Origin of the sequence: Blautia sp. Sow4_E7 (assembly GCF_052116245.1) — a bacterium.
Lineage (GTDB): Bacteria > Bacillota > Clostridia > Lachnospirales > Lachnospiraceae > Blautia_A.
The window spans coordinates 20357-36300 of sequence record NZ_JBQKLL010000018.1 but is presented as its reverse complement, the minus strand read 5'-3'; the positions used below and the strand labels follow the sequence as shown (position 1 = coordinate 36300).

The 15944-nt window shown below is 45.1% G+C and carries 14 protein-coding genes and 3 pseudogenes; 14 read left to right on the top strand and 3 right to left on the bottom strand.

Annotated features, from left to right (window positions below; genetic code table 11):
• Window positions 1-90 precede the first annotated feature (90 nt).
• Window positions 91-654: pseudogene (locus ACTQ50_RS11350) on the bottom strand (IS66 family transposase); the annotation flags it as partial.
• Between ACTQ50_RS11350 and ACTQ50_RS11345 the strand changes: the two are divergent.
• From ACTQ50_RS11345 to ACTQ50_RS11295, 11 genes and pseudogenes are all read left to right on the top strand, one after another.
• The gene (locus tag ACTQ50_RS11345) at window positions 619-948 is read left to right on the top strand and encodes a tyrosine-type recombinase/integrase (RefSeq protein WP_441484306.1); all 330 of its coding nucleotides are present in this window, start codon (window positions 619-621) and stop codon (window positions 946-948) included. The pseudogene ACTQ50_RS11350 and the gene ACTQ50_RS11345 sit on opposite strands and share 36 nt — an antisense overlap.
• A gap of 184 nt (window positions 949-1132) precedes the next feature.
• Complete coding sequence (locus ACTQ50_RS11340; RefSeq protein ID WP_441484305.1) at window positions 1133-1390, top strand: type II toxin-antitoxin system Phd/YefM family antitoxin; 258 nt, start codon at window positions 1133-1135, stop codon at window positions 1388-1390.
• Entirely contained in the window at window positions 1383-1712 is a 330-nt protein-coding gene (locus tag ACTQ50_RS11335; RefSeq protein ID WP_441484304.1) for a type II toxin-antitoxin system RelE/ParE family toxin, read from the top strand. The genes ACTQ50_RS11340 and ACTQ50_RS11335 overlap by 8 nt, the downstream gene beginning before the upstream one ends.
• A gap of 55 nt (window positions 1713-1767) precedes the next feature.
• The gene (locus tag ACTQ50_RS11330) at window positions 1768-2133 is read left to right on the top strand and encodes an SDR family oxidoreductase (RefSeq protein WP_441484303.1); all 366 of its coding nucleotides are present in this window, start codon (window positions 1768-1770) and stop codon (window positions 2131-2133) included.
• 262 nt (window positions 2134-2395) lie between these two features.
• Window positions 2396-2476: pseudogene (locus tag ACTQ50_RS11325) on the top strand (rubredoxin-like domain-containing protein); the annotation flags it as partial.
• 367 nt (window positions 2477-2843) lie between these two features.
• Window positions 2844-3701: an AraC family transcriptional regulator gene (locus ACTQ50_RS11320; protein ID WP_441484302.1), complete on the top strand. Its 858-nt coding sequence runs from the start codon at window positions 2844-2846 to the stop codon at window positions 3699-3701.
• Between the two features lie 239 nt (window positions 3702-3940).
• On the top strand, window positions 3941-5323 hold the full coding sequence (locus tag ACTQ50_RS11315; protein ID WP_441484301.1) for an MFS transporter: 1383 nt from the start codon (window positions 3941-3943) through the stop codon (window positions 5321-5323).
• A 40-nt stretch (window positions 5324-5363) separates the two neighbouring features.
• Window positions 5364-6203 (top strand): alpha/beta hydrolase, encoded by an 840-nt coding sequence (locus tag ACTQ50_RS11310; protein ID WP_441484300.1) that lies wholly within the window; start codon window positions 5364-5366, stop codon window positions 6201-6203.
• Window positions 6203-6904 carry a DUF554 domain-containing protein gene (locus ACTQ50_RS11305; RefSeq protein ID WP_441484299.1) on the top strand — a complete coding sequence of 234 codons (702 nt, stop codon included), beginning with the start codon at window positions 6203-6205 and terminating at the stop codon, window positions 6902-6904. Before ACTQ50_RS11310 ends, ACTQ50_RS11305 begins: the two co-directional genes overlap by 1 nt.
• A 37-nt stretch (window positions 6905-6941) precedes the next feature.
• Complete coding sequence (locus tag ACTQ50_RS11300; RefSeq protein WP_441484298.1) at window positions 6942-9452, top strand: glycoside hydrolase family 3 protein; 2511 nt, start codon at window positions 6942-6944, stop codon at window positions 9450-9452.
• A gap of 12 nt (window positions 9453-9464) precedes the next feature.
• Window positions 9465-10283 (top strand): MBL fold metallo-hydrolase, encoded by an 819-nt coding sequence (locus ACTQ50_RS11295; RefSeq protein WP_441484297.1) that lies wholly within the window; start codon window positions 9465-9467, stop codon window positions 10281-10283.
• Window positions 10284-10776: 493 nt separating this feature from the next.
• Here ACTQ50_RS11295 and ACTQ50_RS11290 read toward each other — a convergent pair.
• Window positions 10777-10986, bottom strand: a pseudogene (locus ACTQ50_RS11290) (transposase); the annotation flags it as partial.
• 27 nt (window positions 10987-11013) lie between these two features.
• Here ACTQ50_RS11290 and ACTQ50_RS11285 point away from each other — a divergent pair.
• Entirely contained in the window at window positions 11014-11313 is a 300-nt protein-coding gene (locus ACTQ50_RS11285) for a hypothetical protein (protein ID WP_441484296.1), read from the top strand.
• Window positions 11314-11469: 156 nt separating this feature from the next.
• Here the strand turns inward: ACTQ50_RS11285 and ACTQ50_RS11280 are convergent, their stop codons facing one another.
• The gene (locus ACTQ50_RS11280) at window positions 11470-14313 is read right to left on the bottom strand and encodes an HD domain-containing phosphohydrolase (protein ID WP_441484295.1); all 2844 of its coding nucleotides are present in this window, start codon (window positions 14311-14313) and stop codon (window positions 11470-11472) included.
• Between the two features lie 285 nt (window positions 14314-14598).
• Here ACTQ50_RS11280 and ACTQ50_RS11275 point away from each other — a divergent pair, with 285 nt between their 5' ends.
• Together ACTQ50_RS11275 and ACTQ50_RS11270 are read left to right on the top strand one after the other, a co-directional pair.
• Window positions 14599-15177 carry a hypothetical protein gene (locus ACTQ50_RS11275; RefSeq protein ID WP_441484294.1) on the top strand — a complete coding sequence of 193 codons (579 nt, stop codon included), beginning with the start codon at window positions 14599-14601 and terminating at the stop codon, window positions 15175-15177.
• A 4-nt stretch (window positions 15178-15181) separates the two neighbouring features.
• Entirely contained in the window at window positions 15182-15775 is a 594-nt protein-coding gene (locus tag ACTQ50_RS11270; RefSeq protein WP_441484293.1) for a hypothetical protein, read from the top strand.
• The last annotated feature ends 169 nt before the right edge of the window (window positions 15776-15944 follow it).

Below are 15944 nucleotides of genomic sequence, written 5' to 3'. Positions count from 1 at the left end.
ATGTTCTTAAAAAATAAGTAGATCGAGAATTCGTGTAGGGAGGTTTTACTGTAAGCGCTTAATTTTTAGGTATGATAAAAAAATCCCCGACTACTTTTCAGTAGCCGGAGCACCTTGACAATTCACATATGATTGATTTGATTCGTTTGCACGACGTTCGATCTCAGCTTTGACAGTTTCGTTCCATGGCGCCAGAAGTTCTAATTCATCATCACTCATCCTGTCATCAGGCAGTTTTTCCAGCAGATAGGTAAGATAGTGATAGACGTTTACTCCATTGGCTTTTGCCATTTCTACCATTGTGTACACAATAGCGCTGGCCTGGGCTCCGTTTGGTGTGTCACAGAACAGCCAGTTTTTACGGCCTACTGTAAACGGACGAATCGCATTTTCACTGAGATTATTAGAAAAACTGCAGCGGCCGTCTCCCAGATAGGTGGACAGATAGGAGCGGCGATTCTGAATGTAGATGACAGCTTTATCCATTCTGCTTCCACGGATAGGGCTCTGCTGATCAAGCCACGACAAAAAGCCTTCTACTACCGGCTTTTCTTTTTCAAGACGAGCCTTTCTGATAGCATCGAAGGAAGAATACTTTGATCTGATCACATCTTCCAGGTGGAAGAGCTGGTTAATGTACAGCATAAGCTGAAGCTAAATGGCGGAGATATCAAGGCTGTACAGGGAGATTCCGGTCATTCACAGATCAATATGGTTACGGATGTGTATTCTCATATTATTGATGACGACCGCAGGAAGAATGCAGAGCTCTTTGAAGAAGCTTTTTACGAGAAAAAAGATCTGGATCCGAGTATGCATGCCCATGCTGCCGGCAAGACTGTTGAGCTTCCAACGGATGTTGATGCGGAATTATTAGCAAAGGTCCTTTCCAATCCGGAAATGGCAGCACTTTTATCTACCCTGGCCAAATCCCTGGAGAAAAAATAGAGATAATGAGTTTGAGTGTTATATGTGGTGAAATGGTAGCCAAGTTGGCTACCATTAATGTTACAAAAATCTATTCCACTGGCATCGTCCCCATCATTTAAAAAGAGTTGATAAAACTGGAAATTGGGGGTAAAATTATATTGTAAAGATAAAATTATGATAAAATAATGATAAGGAGGTTGCCATGATACAGATAAGACCTGTTTCAGATTTAAGAAATAAATTCTCAGAAATTGAAAAAGCAGTTGGAGGAGGAGAACCTGTTTATTTAACGAAAAATGGTTATGGAACAATGGTTGTTCTAAGTCTAGATGCTTATTCTAGGCTTACAGACGGTGTGGAAGCTGCATTGGATGAAGCTGATCAGTTTGCAGCAGAGAATGAAAAAAGATATACACACGAAGAAGTTTTTGCAAATCTCCGGAGAAAAATAAATGGGTGATACGAATTATAAGTTAAGATATTTGCCCCTGTTTTACCAGGATTTGGAAGGAAAAATAGCGTATATAGCAGAAACCCTGCAAAATCCTCAGGCAGCAAATGATCTATTGGATGATGTTGCTAGGGCAATATTGGAAAGACTGCCAAATGCAGAGTCTTTTGAGCCTTATCATTCAGCAAAAGAGAGACAGTATAAATACTATAGAATATATGTCAAAAATTACATCGTTTATTATGTAGTAATAGATGATGAGGGTTCTGATAAGATTATGGAAGTCAGAAGATTTCTGTATAATAAACAGAACCAAAAAAAATTCGTCTAAAGAGAATAAGATATAAAAACAGAATATAAAGCGTAAGGGCATGTAGAATCTATCTATGTACTCTGTTTTTATGCTTTTTTCAAGAAAAAGGACTAATAGTCAGGCAGAAAGTTACACTGCAGCCAAGGGTGGGATTTCAGCATTAACTCATGCGTTGGCGGTCAGTCTTGCAGGAAGAGTACGAGTCAATTCAATCTCTCCGGGATGGATAGATACTGACTTTACCGAATATACAGGAGCAGATGCAGTACAGCAGCCGGTTCATCGTGTCGGAAATCCCATGGATATTTCCAATATGGTACTGTTCCTTTGCTCTGAAAAAGCAGGCTTTATCACAGGTGAAAACATCTGTATTGACGGTGGCATGACAAAACAAATGATTTACCATGGTGATTGTGGTTGGAGATTTGATGTGGGTTGATGTGGTGATGTGAATATTAAAAAAACAGAATAGAAAGATATATAATGCGATATCAGAAATAAAATTTCGGAAACAGGCGTATAAAACATGAAAAATGGAAATATTACCCTAGATTATTCACGGCTGTGTCGTGAATAATCTAGGATAAAGTTTGGAACTCGTTGGGAAGTTTATTTATGAGAAGAAAAATAGTTGGTCACAGTATTAGTATTATCTTTATCAGCATGCGATGAAAAGAAGCAGATACGATATTTCCCGATGCGTAGGAAAGAAGGCACCGGAAGTGTGCCCGGTATGCGCACATCCCCAGAGCTATTTCCAGATAAAGGCAGAAAACTATTGATTATGTATAAGAAAACGGGAAATAAAACAGGGAACAGAATAGAAAGTAACATAAAAATGAAATAGAAAGTGAACTTTGCCGCTGCGAAGAAAAAACGCCCCCTTTTGTCGGACAAATACAAGTCTGACGAAAGGAGGCATTAAAAAAGCTGAGTATAACGAAATAGGAATAGGTAGGAAATACATATTTCGCAAAATAACAAGTTATGTTAAAATATTTTATAGCATCTTTTATAGTTTTTTTGGCAGAAGTTTTACGGAAATTTTTATGAAAGCTTTTCCAGGAGTTTTCCCGGAAGCTTTTTACGAAGGCTTTTAAGATGGTTTTAAGGATATCGGATAAAGAAGAATGAGGATATGAAAAAGATATGACAAATGATCATTCCGCTTATGAAGTTGTAAAGCTTGATATGAATTTGCCTGCGTCTGTCAGGTTGATTACCAGAAAATCGTTTCGAAATGTGACCAGCCATTGGCACAGGAGCCTGGAAATCAATTTCTACTTGGATGGGGAGATTAATTTTTATATTAATGGAGAGAAGAAGCGCTGCGGTCCCGGCAGTGTCTGCTTGATTAATAGTGAGGCGATCCATCACTCGGAAGTGGTGAAAGATTTTGAGAACAAGGATCAAAAAGTGGTGGGAATGACGCTGCTGATCGGATACGATTTCATTATGAGTCTGGTTCCGGATATATCCGATGTCTATTTTGTAATCGATGATATAGAGGCGGAGATTGCCATTCGGGGAAAACTTCTTCAGCTCTTGCGGGAACGGCAGGAGACCCAGGTGGAATATAACAATGTGCGGATGCTGAGCACGGTGTGCGAGATCCTTCTGATCCTTTGCCAGCAATGCAAAAACAGCAAAGAAATTATTCAGATCAATACGCAGAGAGAGACTGAGCGAATCCGGGGGATCCTTTTCTATGTCCATGAGAATTATGCGCAAAATCTGATTCAGTATGAGGTGGCGAAGAAATTTTATTTTTCTCGGGAGTATTTTTCTAAATTCTTTAAAAAGTATACGGGGATGAACTTTAAAGAGTATCTGACCCGTTACCGGCTGATGAAAACAGAAAAGCCGCTTTTGGCTACAGATATTACAATTTTGAACATAGCCCTGGAGCATGGGTTCAGTGATGAGCGGCAGATGATCAATGCATTTAAAAAATATTATGGTATTACTCCGAACCAGTACCGAAAAGGGGAGGAAGTGAAGTGCTGAAAATGGCCAGAGTATCTTTTTTACTCTGCCGTCAGCACTTTTTTTCTGCTATGAGAAAGAAACAGGAGGAGTAGTGCGGAAGAAGTACAGTGGAGGAAGTACAGAAAACAAAGAGTCCGGAAAGCAAAATCCGGAGGTCACAAAATGGAAATAAAGTGGATAATTCTCCGAAAGCATTTTTTTGTAGAAAAATGTATACTTGAGATACAAAAAAATTCTTACAAAGAGAGGGAAAAGGGATGAATAACAAGAAGCACGATGTGAATTTACTCGGAAGAGTAGGCTACGGAATGTGTAACTTCGGTATGAACATTATTGCTACAATTGTGGGTGCCTTTGTCACAATGTATTATACCGACAATGTAATGCTGAGTGCAGCTTTTGTGGGAACCATGCTGCTGGCGGTCCGTGTACTGGATGGTATTTCCGATTTGATTATGGGAGCGATCATTGACCATACCCACACCAGAATCGGAAAAGCCCGTCCGTGGATTTTGATCGGTTCCATTTTCTGTGCATTGAGCATGTATTTTGTATTTAACGCACCCAGCGGAATGAGCGAGTCCATGGCCAAGGTTTACTGTGTAGTTACCTACATTCTGAATACAGTGGTATTTGGTACCATCGTAAATGTGGCCTGGAGTACTCTGGCGGTTAAGGTCAGCAGAAATCCGGATACGAGAGCGAGTATGATCAGTATTGCACAGTTCTTTGCACAGCTGGCAGGTCTGATTGCAGGAAGCTACACCATTCCGATGATTTTATACTTTGGCGGTTATGAGACCGGATATAAGGGAATGACTTTGGTATTTGGAGCGATTGCTTTCATCAGCATTTTGCTTACCGGAATTGTGTGCAAGGAATATGATGTGGAAGAAACGAATGATGCTCCGTTAAAGAAAGAGAAGAAGGAAAAGCATTCTGCAAAAGAGCTTCTGGGATATATGTTCAAAAATGAGTATACCATTCCATTGATTATTGCGTTTGTTCTTAACTGGTTTGCATTGAGCCTGGTGGCAACTGCAACGGTTTATTTTGCCAGAGATATTCTGGGGGATGCCAATTCCATGAAGGTGCTGAACAATGCCAGGACGCTTCCGGCAATGCTCTTCCTGGTTATTGGTGTAGTACCGTTTTTTGCAACAAAATGGGGAAAAAAGTTCACACTGCTTTTTGCCTGCGGTTCTCATATCGTATCCGGCGCCATGATGATTTTGGCAGGTGGCAATGTTCCGCTTCTGATTTTCGGACAAGTATTGAGAAGTGTGGGTTCCGCATTCGGCAGTACCATGCTGATGGCTACGGTTTCTGACGTGGCAGACTACGTAAATATGAAAAATAATGTGGACATTTCCGGTATGACAAGCAGCGTGGTCAGCTTTGGAATGAAAGTTGGCGACGGGTTCGGCAGTGCAATGATGGCATGGGCTCTGGCTTGGGGCGGATACAGTGCGGAGGCTGCCAACAGCGGTCTTGCTCAGGCAGCATCTACTCTGCTGGCAGAAAAAGCATGCTTTATTTATATTCCCACAGTTTGCTTTATTATTCTGTTCTTCATCTGTACCAGACTGGATGCAGATAAGAAAGTAAAAGCGATGAGAGCGCAGATGGAATCAAAGTAAAACAGAAAGAAACGGATAAGAAAAGTCAGGAGGGTGTAAGATGGCGGTAATGCAGGTGGATTTCGTTTCTCAGTGTCTAATGAGAACGGTGACGATAAAGGTAATTCTTCCGTTGGATAAAATCGCGAAAATGAACGGAGAAAAGGCGTATGTACCGGAAAAGTTTAAAACATTGTATCTGCTCCACGGTATGCTGGGAAATCATACGGACTGGATTGACGGAACCAGAATTCAGAGATGGGCGCAGGAAAAGAATCTGGCAGTGGTAATGCCGGCAGGTGAGAACCGATTTTATGTGGATAATCCCAGGGAAGGCGCTTATTTTGGTGAGTATATCGGCCGGGAGCTGGTGGAAATGACAAGAAAAATGTTCCCCTTATCGGAAAAAAGGGAGGATACCTTTATTGCGGGGCTTTCCATGGGCGGCTACGGCGCAATCCGCAACGGATTAAAATATCATAAGACCTTTTCCCATATTGCAGGACTTTCCAGCGGCATTATGCTGGAAGACATTCTGAACTCAACCAATGAACCGGTAATGCCTTTTATGAGAAGAAGCTATTATGAGTCCGTATTTGGGGATCTGAGTCAGTTGGAAGGCAGCGACATGGATTACAAGGCACTGATCTGCAAGCTGAAGGAGGAGAAGGCGGATATTCCGAAGATCTATCTCTGCTGCGGAACAGAGGATTTCCTACTGAAATATAACAGAGATTACAGGGACTTTTTAACGAAAAAAGGAGTGGCCGTGACATACGAAGAGGGACCGGGAGCTCATGAATGGGACTTCTGGGATACTTACATCAAAAAAGTGATGGAGTGGCTGCCTCTGGATGAGGGCTCTAAGGGATTAAACAGTGGAAATGTGGGTGTAGAATAATGCCGGTTGGAGTTATCACCAATGTTCTTTCCGTGTTTATTGGAGGCATTATAGGCTATCTGCTGAGAAAACGGTTTTCCGAATCTTTGAAAGCGTCATTAAATGGTGCTTTCGGATTGGCTGCTCTTGTCATCGGAATTTCTCTTCTGGATGGGATGCACAGTCTTTCAGCGGTGATTTTGGCGCTGCTTGTGGGGTGTTCCGTAGGGGATGTGCTGAAACTGGAGGACCGGGCCTGTCGGGGAATTGGAACTCTGCCCAGGAAGATTCCCTGGTTTTCCGGAATGGATGAGAAGAAAACGGAAGCACTGATTTCCGTTTTGATTTTAATTCTCACCAGTACCGCCGGAATTTTCGGAGCGATGAACGAAGGAATTACGGGGGATTATTCCGTATTGCTTACCAAGTCCATTCTTGACTTTTTTACAGCGGCAATTTTTGCGGCAAATGTGGGAATCATTGTACCGTTTATCTGTATTCCGCAGTTGGCATTACAAATGGCGCTGTTTTTGAGTGGAAATACAATTTCTGTATTTTTGAGCGATACGATGATTGGGGATTTCAAAGCCTGCGGCGGAATTATTATTATTGCGGTGGGATTCAAAATATTGAATGCATATCGCTTTAAGGTGCTGAATTTTCTTCCCGCATTGGCGCTGGTCCTGCCGATTTCTTATTACTGGATGCGATTTATAGGTTAGCGAAAAGGAATTTTGAGATATAGAGGAGGTTTTCGGAATGGATTTAAGGGAAAAATCCTTTGCCGATACGGTGCGGGATATCGCCGCAGAAGGTGTGGTTTTATTAGAAAATAATGGGGTTCTTCCATTGACGGAGGATAGAAAACGGATTGCACTGTACGGGGCCGGAGCGGTGTTGACCAGAAAAGGGGGCACTGGTTCCGGAGACGTCAGTGTGGAGCATGTGACCAATATTGTGGAAGCCCTGGAAGAAGCCGGATTTGAGATTACCACAAAAAGCTGGTTGTCGGACTATGAAGAGAGAATCGAGAAGAGCGAGACGGAACGTTTTGACCGTATGAAAGCGGAAGCGGCAGCCACCGGCGATCCTCTGATGAGCGTATTTTTACGAAATCCCCAGATATTGGTGGACGGGGCGGAGCTTCCCCGGTTTGCGGAAAAAATTGACGATGAAACAGCGGTATATATAATTTCCAGAATCAGCGGAGAATGTGCGGACCGGGAGGCTCTGCCGGGAGACTATTTTCTGACGGAGCGGGAAAAGGAGCATCTGAAAGCACTGGTGGAAAACTACGAAGATGTGGTGGTGGTGCTGAACACGGGCGGAGTGCTGGATACCGGTTTCTATCGTGAAATAGAGGGACTTTCCGCCATGATATTTATCTCCCAGGCGGGCGTGGCCTGCGGAACGGTGCTGGCAGATGTGTTTTCCGGAAGGGCGGTTCCCTCCGGAAAACTGACTTCCACATGGGCCAGAAACTACTCCGATTATCCCGCATCCGGTTCCTTCCGGGATAATACCGGCAATGACAAATTTTACGAAGAGGGAATTTATGTGGGATACCGGTATTTTGATTCCTTTGGAATAGAACCGGCCTACGCTTTCGGATACGGTAAATCCTACACGGATTTTTCCTGGGAGGTATGCGGGATAAAGGCAGACGAAGAAGAAATCCGGCTGATTGTGGATGTGACCAATACCGGAAGCCTTTACTGCGGAAAGGAAGTTCTTCAGGTATATACCAGCAGTCCGGCAGGAAGCCTGGATAAACCATGGCAGGAGCTGCGTGGATTTGAAAAGACAGAGCTTCTGGCTCCGGGAGAGACTCAGAGAGTGACCATTGTCTGGGAAACCCGGTCCATGGCGTCTTACTGTGAGGAAAAGGCGGCCTATATTCTGGAGGCGGGGCAGTACCTGGTACGTCTGGGAAATAGCTCGCGGAATACGGAAGCTGTGGCGGCCATTGAACTGGATGAGACGGTGGTTACGGAACGATTGCGGAATCGTCTGGCGCCCTGTCAGGCGCTGAAGGAGTGCAGACCCCGGGAATATGAGCGGGAAACGATGGAAAAAGCAGTTCCCGTTTACAAAATTTATGCAGGAAATTTTAAGCCGGCAGCGGAACCCTATCAGGAAAGCACTAAAACAGCATCGGATAAGAGCTATGAAAAGGACTGCTGTACTTATGAGGATGTAAAAGCAGGTGCCGCTTCGCCGAAAACCCTGGTTTCTCAGTTGTCTGCGGAGGAGATGGCTGCGCTCTGCGTAGGGGCGGGGGCCATCGGAAACGGCGCAGTGATCGGAAGCGCGGCCATTAAGGTACCCGGAGCCGCCGGGGAAACCACTTCCGCACTGTATGAAAAATGGAAAATACCCACCGCCGTGCTGGCGGACGGTCCAGCCGGATTGCGGTTGATTCTAAGATATCAGGTCAGAAATGCGGATAATAGTGTTGTGGTACCACCCACCGGATTTTTGGCGTTGACCGGTTTTGAGCGGCTGAGCGGAAAACAGCCGGAGGAAGAAAACTGCCGCTACGTGGAGCAGAAAACCACGGCGATTCCCATCGGAAGTATGATGGCTCAGACCTGGAATCCTCAGGCAATCCGTCAGGTTGGACAGATTGTAAGTGCGGAGATGAACCAATATGGAGTACATATCTGGCTGGCACCTGCCATAAATATTCATCGGGATCCTCTCTGCGGCAGAAATTTTGAATATTACTCGGAAGATCCTCTGTTGGCAGGCATCTGCGCGGCAACAATGACCAGGGGCATCCAGTCGGTGCCGGGCTTCGGTGTGACGGTAAAACATTTCGCGGCCAATTCCCAGGAGGAAAACCGTTTTGACCAGAACAGTGTGGTATCAGAGCGGGCACTGCGGGAAATTTACCTGAAAGGTTTTGAAAAAGTGGTAAAAGAGGCGGATCCTCTGATGCTTATGACATCCTACAATCTGATCAACGGCGTGCATGCGGCCAATAACCGGGAGCTGCTGAAGGATATTTTGAGAACAGAGTGGGGCTTCCGTGGGGCGGTGGTGACTGACTGGGGCACTACAAGAAATGGAATGAGGGCCGGTTTCGGGGGAAAAACCCGTTCTTTGCCGGAAAAATGCATTTCCAGCGGAAATGATCTGATTATGCCGGGGGATGTCAGGGACAGGGAAGAGATTTTAAGCGCTATTGAAAGTGGGGAGCTTTCTATGGAAGACCTGCGCACCTGTGCTGCCAATCTGATCAGGAACCTGCAGCGGCTTTGTTTATAAGGAGGGAAAATTATGGAATACTTTAAAGTGGAAACTATTTCCCCCTCCATAAAGAGCATTACAGATTTGACGACGGTACGAAGCTTTTTGATAGAAGGAGAAAAAGCGGCGGTTCTGGTGGATACGGGAACCGGTGTGGGACATCTGGCAGAATTTGTGAAAGCCATTACGGCAAAACCTCTGACAGTGCTCTGTACCCACGCGCACCCGGATCATATGGGAGCGGTGGAAGAATTTGGTGAGGTATATCTGAATGAAGAGGATTTTGAAATGGCAATGACCCGCTGTGGTATGGACCGCCGCAGAGAATATGCCGGTTTTATCCTTGGAGAGAAAGCGGATTTGGACAGCCTGTATTTTGTCCCGGAGAGAACCAGAGGATACCAGAAGCTTTCACCGGACATGGAATTCGACCTGGGCGGAGTCACGGTAAAAGCTCTTGCTTTTCCGGGCCATACCCAGGGGATGATGGTAATTCTGATCAAAGAGGAGCGCAGTGTGATATTGGGAGATGCCTGCAATCGGAGAGTTTTTCTGTTCAGCGAGGAATCTTCCACGGTGGCAGAGTACCGGAAAGCCTGCTATGAATTTCAGGCTGCTTACGGGGATCTGTTTGATACCCTTTATATGTCCCATGGGCCTTTAACGCTGGATTACAGTTTGATTCAGAACATGATTGATACCTGTGATGACATTCTGGCAGGAAAAGATGATAGGATCGAGATTGATTTTATGGGAGAAAGGGCATACCTGGCCAAAAAAGAAGTCAGCCCGGGCACCAGGGAAGACGGAAAAATCGGAAATATTGCTTACGCGCTACACAAGCTTTAAGGGCAGCGGCGTTCCTGAACAGAGAAGTGCTTCTGAGAGAGACACTGCTTTCGAGAAAAACAGTGTTTCCGAGAGAGACAGTGCTTCCGGCTGAGGGACTGTTTTAAGAATATAAGTGACGGAAGAGAAGCAGAGGGTAACATCTGCAGCATACGGGATGCGCGAGAAACATGCGAAATGTGGTTTTTTGAATGATGTCAGAAAACCACATTTTTTTACATTTTTTCGGAACAATTGTAAAAGTTGTAAAAGCGGTGATTTTGTAGTAAAATCTTAAACATGGTTTGCAGATTATCTATCCGTAACAGAAGGATAATTGTAATATTAATCCTGAATTATTCACGGAACAGTATCAGAACTGATAACTGTACCATGAACCTGAAAATTGATCCATGCAGCCATAACATCACTCAATTAACCCGTCAAAAGGGTATAAAATCCCTGTCGCAGAGCTCAAAGCAGTTGTTAAGCTGTCATGGTTCGTTAATAGTTGCTATTCCAGCTGTACATTCAGCTTGACGATATTTGAAAGTGTCTCATAGAATTCATTCTTATAAGGGCAGCTGCTACACAGCTTGAATGTAGTATATCTTGCTGAACGAACTACTTTTGCAGCAATCTTCAGCAGTTTTAAACGGACGGTATCAATGCGTTGCTTTCGCATGTTTGCTGATAACGCCAATCGTCTAAACCAATTAAATATAATAAAAACGAAATACAAAAGCTAAGCATGGAGACAAGGTGGTTTCTGGCAATATTATTGGAGCAGTATACGATCTTAGATGATGAAATCGTGGAGGTGAGAGATGTGTGTAAGGCATGGGAGGGAGCAATGCAGATGTATGCGGATGAGGCAAGAGAAGCAACAAGGAAAGAAATGAAAAAGCAGGAATTTGCGAGAAATCGCAGAATAGTTTCCCGAATGTTTTCAAAAGGCTATCCGCCGACTGAGATTGCAGATGTGTTAGAAATACCGTTGAAAACAGTGAAAAGATGGTGTATGGGATTGAATCCAGCGACACAAAAATAGAATTATTTAAAAGCAACTGCCGCATCAAACTGTTGAGAATGATGTGGCAGTTGTTTTGTAAAAAATGAAAAATTTCACACTTTATAAATCCTGCTCAGATAGCCATGTGAGAAAACTTTTTGGATTATGAGTTACACTCTCCATTTTTTGAATGGGTTAACATTGCTTTATTTTCCCTTCATCCTCCCCCGTCTCCGTCATAGTCAAATACTCATATTTCGGCTGGAAGTCGTGGCTTTTGGAGTGTTTGTAGTACTGCATGAAAATACGGTCCATGATGTTCGGAATCTGGGTTTCCATTGGCTCGAACAGGATGATCAGGTACTGCATGGAGCTGTAGCGGGTGCAGATGTCAACGCGGCGGATGGTCTGGCGGATGGATTGTTCCATCTGGGAAAGAGCCTGCTCGATTTCCTCAATGTGAGGAAGGGTGTCGGCGGCGGTTTCCATGGTGACCATTACCAGGTAGCAGCGGCAGTTGCTCCGGACAATCAGCTGGTGCATGTATTCGTACTGGCGGGAAAAATCCCGGTAGTTAAGATCCAGGGCACCTGCGTAGCTTCCGCTCTTGCGCAGGGAATCTGCAATCTGGTGAAGATCCTTTGCAATGCTTGCTGAACCAGGAGACTGATAGTTGATCTGCTGGTAGAAGGAAAACTGGTTTTTCCCATTCTGCTTCACGTAATAGAGCGCTTTATCTGCCTTGGAGCAGCAGTCTGCGAAAGTGTCCCCACTGGTGCACAGGCAAAGTCCGGCAGAAAGGGAAGCATAGCGGATTTCTGCATCTGCCTGTGCGATAGCCTGGAACTGCCCGAACAGCTGCGTCATTGTCTCCGAAACGGATTCGGCTGTGACATCTGGCAGAAACAGAAGAAATTCATCTCCGCCCAGACGACATGCAAGCTCTTCTTTTGTATAACGGGAAAGCAGATTGCCGAGATTTTTCAGAGCCCGGTCGCCGGCCTTGTGCCCGTGGATATCGTTTATCTTTTTCAGATTATCCATATCCAGGAAAATAAGACAGCCGTTGTGATCCTTCATAAATTCGGCAATCAGCCGCTCGCCAAGGCTTCGCATTGGAAGCCCTGTGAGCAGATCGTAATGCTTGGTTTCTTCCTGGCTCTTTATGGTGGTGACCACATCGGAAATAAATTTGCTGATGGTATTGTCAATTTCAGGCTGCGGGGCAGACTCTGTTTCCAGGGAAACCTGGTCATCCAGAGCCAGGCGGTTTTCGTCCATCAGTTTCAAAAATACATCTGTGATTTCCGGGTCAAACTGTTTGCCTCGGTTCTTACTGATCTCTTCCCGGATCATTTCCTGGGGAAGTGCATTTCGGTAAATCCGGCGGGAATTCATGGCATCATAGCTGTCTGCCATGGCAGTGATGCGTGCATGAACGGGGATTTCGTCCCCGGCAAGACCGTCTGGATATCCATTTCCATCATAACGTTCGTGATGATTTCGTGCTACTTCAACAATATGAGGGATAAAAGTAATGTCCTTCAGTATTTCTGCGCCGATAACGGTATGTTTTTTTATCAGATTATACTCATCCTCTGTAAGCTTGGAAGGCTTGTTCAAAATCAGGTCGGGGATACCGATCTTGCCAATGTCGTGAAGATAGGCGGCGTGTTCCAGCTGTTGGATTTCCTCTGGGGACCAGCCCAGTTCAGCGGCAATAAGTGCGGCATATTTTGCAACCCGGTAGGAATGTCCACGGGTGTATTCGTCCTTTGCCTCGATGGTGGTGGACAAAGTCTGCATCATCTGCAGGGACATTGATTCAGTCTGTTTTTGTTTCCGTATCAGTTCCTGCTGCTGGTGTTCGGCTTCCAGCCGCTGGATGTTCCGAAGGGTTCGGACGATGTTGACAAACAGCAGGATAAGCATTCCAATGCCGATAAAAAGACCGGACACGGAGGTGACAAAATATACGGAAGCAGATTCTGCGGTAACGCACAGCAGGGTGAGCAAAAGTCCCAGGAGCAGAAGATGGTCTGTGCGGTTTTTGCTGGTGCGGATGTAGAGACACAGATGGATAAATACCATCAGGAATGTACCTACCAGTATGATCTGTCCGATAGGGAGTGTCTCAATGTAGTCGGCAATATTGGCAGCAGTCAGAATGGAACAGACTGCAAAATTCACCAGGGCGATCCCGCTTACAATGTGGTAAAGCCTGCGGTGAAGCCCATGCTGCACACTGTCTGCATAAAGCAGAAGTGGGATTGGTCCAAGGAGGATCATAACGAAGCACAGGGAGCCCAGGGCAGAGGAGTTGGGAATGAGCAGCTGGCGGATCTTGGACTCGCCCAGCATCCAGATCGCACCCATAACCATGCACCAGCCAAGATACTCCATGTCAAAGCTTGTGTGGTACACAAGACCCAGGGTAAAGCTGAAAAGGATGGTAGTCAGACCTGCGAACAGGATGAAAAAAGCCATGTAAGTGGCCAGTCCGTAATGGCTGAAGATCAGCTGCCAGATGTCGGCTTTGTCTCCGCAGACAACCTGGTTCACAACACCGGAATAGTTGGAGGTGTAGGTGGTCAGTTCAATACGCAGCTCTTTCCCTGCATCTTCATGGGAGGTTGGGCAGAAAATGAAACGGCTGGCGGAATTTTTCCCAACCAGACGGGTTTCGCTGGTGCTGTAATGCTCTCTCAGGGTGCCGTCTATGTAGATGTTCACGTCCTGTAGGGAGGAACGGATGGCCACTGATGGGGCGTCAAAATCTGCAGGAAGGGTGGAGGTGATGACCATGGTCTCGCCTGCGGGAACATCATAGGAACCAGGCACTGTGATTTCTTCGGTGGTGCCGTCGGGCTTTTCCCAGGTAAAAGTTCCGGGGTAGAGGATGGACGGGGAATTTTTGTTGACGGTTCTTTCATCTGCACCGAAAAACTGCATGAAAACGAACCATCCAAGAATGGCGAGCATCAGAAAATAAAAGATGTATCTTGGTCCCTGCCGGGCAGGGGATTTCTCTTTTGGCATGGCAATTCTCCTTTCTGTGGAGGGGAATGCAGGTTACAGGTGGCTGTTTACTCCATTTGCAGCAGCCTGTGCAGGACAAAAGGTGTCTTGCTTTGGGAAAAGGTGTTTATTAAAAATATTATACTACACGGAACCGTTTTCATCAAATACTCCGTTTTTTAATGCCGATTTTTTCGCCCTTGTGGGATAGGCCAGGGGCTTTGGAGCGCTTATAATTTTTATAAAATAAAAAAGCGATCGCCGACGGCAAGGCCGCGGCTGATTTGGAAAAAGGAGGAATTCATTATGGAGTATCTGGTATATTTTATCTTGGTTATTGCGGCTGCGTGGGTGGTTAGTGCAGTGGCGGAGTGGTGGACGGAGAGGAAATTTTCAAAAGAAATCGACGAGGAAATTGCAGTAAGCCCTGTAAAGAAACTAAGCCCAGAGGAGGAAAGCAGGGAAAAACTGGAAACGCTTATCCGCGCCTGGGGGGAGTGCTGGGAGTATAAGAGTGCTTATAACTTTGATCTGGCCAGATGGAATGAAGTGTACCGCAAGGAATTTGAACGGTGCGCAGAGCGGAAGCTGGTTGCAGCTGTGGACAGGCAGTTCAGAAAGTATGGAATGATGCAGCTGAACTACCTGAAAGGACTGCTTGCGGAAGGTCTGGATCAGGTGCTTCCGGCGTATGAAGAGACGGTTGATGATATGCTCAGAAACATGCCCTACATGTTTAGCTGCCGGAACGGGGAAATCTGTCTGGTAAATTGTCCGTCAAATATTAAGGCATTTAGTGATGGAATGTACAACCTGCTTCACAAGAGGATCCCGGAGACGGAAGGCGAAGCAAAGCGTTTGCTGAAGCTGGTGGAGGGATACTAGGAGTATGATCAGGATAAAGAAGAAAAATAACATGACATTTGTCGGCGTGGCGGATGAAGGCCACGGAGAATTTCGGAATTGTACTTTTGCCAGGCTTCTATTGGAAGCTCTGGCAGAGTATTTCCTGGAAAATGCAGAAAAGATTACCAGAACACCGTTCCGGGATGAGATCAAATTTGAGATTGTGCGGAAAATCCGAAAAGCAGTGCAGGATTGTCCAGTGCAGGAAACAAGATTTGTGGGAATTCTATTGATACCCGACAAGAATGTCCTGCTTCATGTGCGCTTTGGAAATGGAGTGGTCTGTGGAGTTACCAGGAATAACTATTGCAGAAATATTAACTGGGATATAAATATGAATGAGAGAGCTTTGAGCATTTGCGAGGATGGATGTATAAACAGAGTTCGTATTAAGATTGAACAGCTGGATAAGTTCAAAGAAATCCGGCTTTATACCAGGAGCAGTGATATGCGTTTTCTGCTTTTTTACAACGGAGGAGGAAAGGGATATGAATATAATCTGAATCAGCAGGGGGAGAAAAAAGAGCAGCAATGGGTGGAGCAAAATCAATGTATTGTAATGCTTTCTGAGAACTAAAGCTGTGCAGCCTGACAGCAGAAAAGTCTGTCTTTGGGGGCAATGTGAAATTTCTATACAACTTTTTTGATTTACGTTATAATGAATGAAAGCAAAGGTGATTGTGGAGCATTTTTTTACACACTCTGACAGTGGGATATGACTGTTAATGAGAACGTTAAAATACATT

Coding starts and splice junctions, on each gene's coding strand:
- ACTQ50_RS11305 (WP_441484299.1), top strand. CDS start 6,203: ATGCCGGTTGGAGTTATCACCAATGTTCTTTCCGTGTTTATTGGAGGC.
- ACTQ50_RS11340 (WP_441484305.1), top strand. CDS start 1,133: ATGATACAGATAAGACCTGTTTCAGATTTAAGAAATAAATTCTCAGAA.
- ACTQ50_RS11315 (WP_441484301.1), top strand. CDS start 3,941: ATGAATAACAAGAAGCACGATGTGAATTTACTCGGAAGAGTAGGCTAC.
- ACTQ50_RS11285 (WP_441484296.1), top strand. CDS start 11,014: ATGGAGACAAGGTGGTTTCTGGCAATATTATTGGAGCAGTATACGATC.
- ACTQ50_RS11320 (WP_441484302.1), top strand. CDS start 2,844: ATGACAAATGATCATTCCGCTTATGAAGTTGTAAAGCTTGATATGAAT.
- ACTQ50_RS11270 (WP_441484293.1), top strand. CDS start 15,182: ATGATCAGGATAAAGAAGAAAAATAACATGACATTTGTCGGCGTGGCG.
- ACTQ50_RS11295 (WP_441484297.1), top strand. CDS start 9,465: ATGGAATACTTTAAAGTGGAAACTATTTCCCCCTCCATAAAGAGCATT.
- ACTQ50_RS11310 (WP_441484300.1), top strand. CDS start 5,364: ATGGCGGTAATGCAGGTGGATTTCGTTTCTCAGTGTCTAATGAGAACG.
- ACTQ50_RS11280 (WP_441484295.1), bottom strand. CDS start 14,313: ATGCCAAAAGAGAAATCCCCTGCCCGGCAGGGACCAAGATACATCTTT.
- ACTQ50_RS11335 (WP_441484304.1), top strand. CDS start 1,383: ATGGGTGATACGAATTATAAGTTAAGATATTTGCCCCTGTTTTACCAG.
- ACTQ50_RS11300 (WP_441484298.1), top strand. CDS start 6,942: ATGGATTTAAGGGAAAAATCCTTTGCCGATACGGTGCGGGATATCGCC.
- ACTQ50_RS11275 (WP_441484294.1), top strand. CDS start 14,599: ATGGAGTATCTGGTATATTTTATCTTGGTTATTGCGGCTGCGTGGGTG.
- ACTQ50_RS11330 (WP_441484303.1), top strand. CDS start 1,768: ATGTACTCTGTTTTTATGCTTTTTTCAAGAAAAAGGACTAATAGTCAG.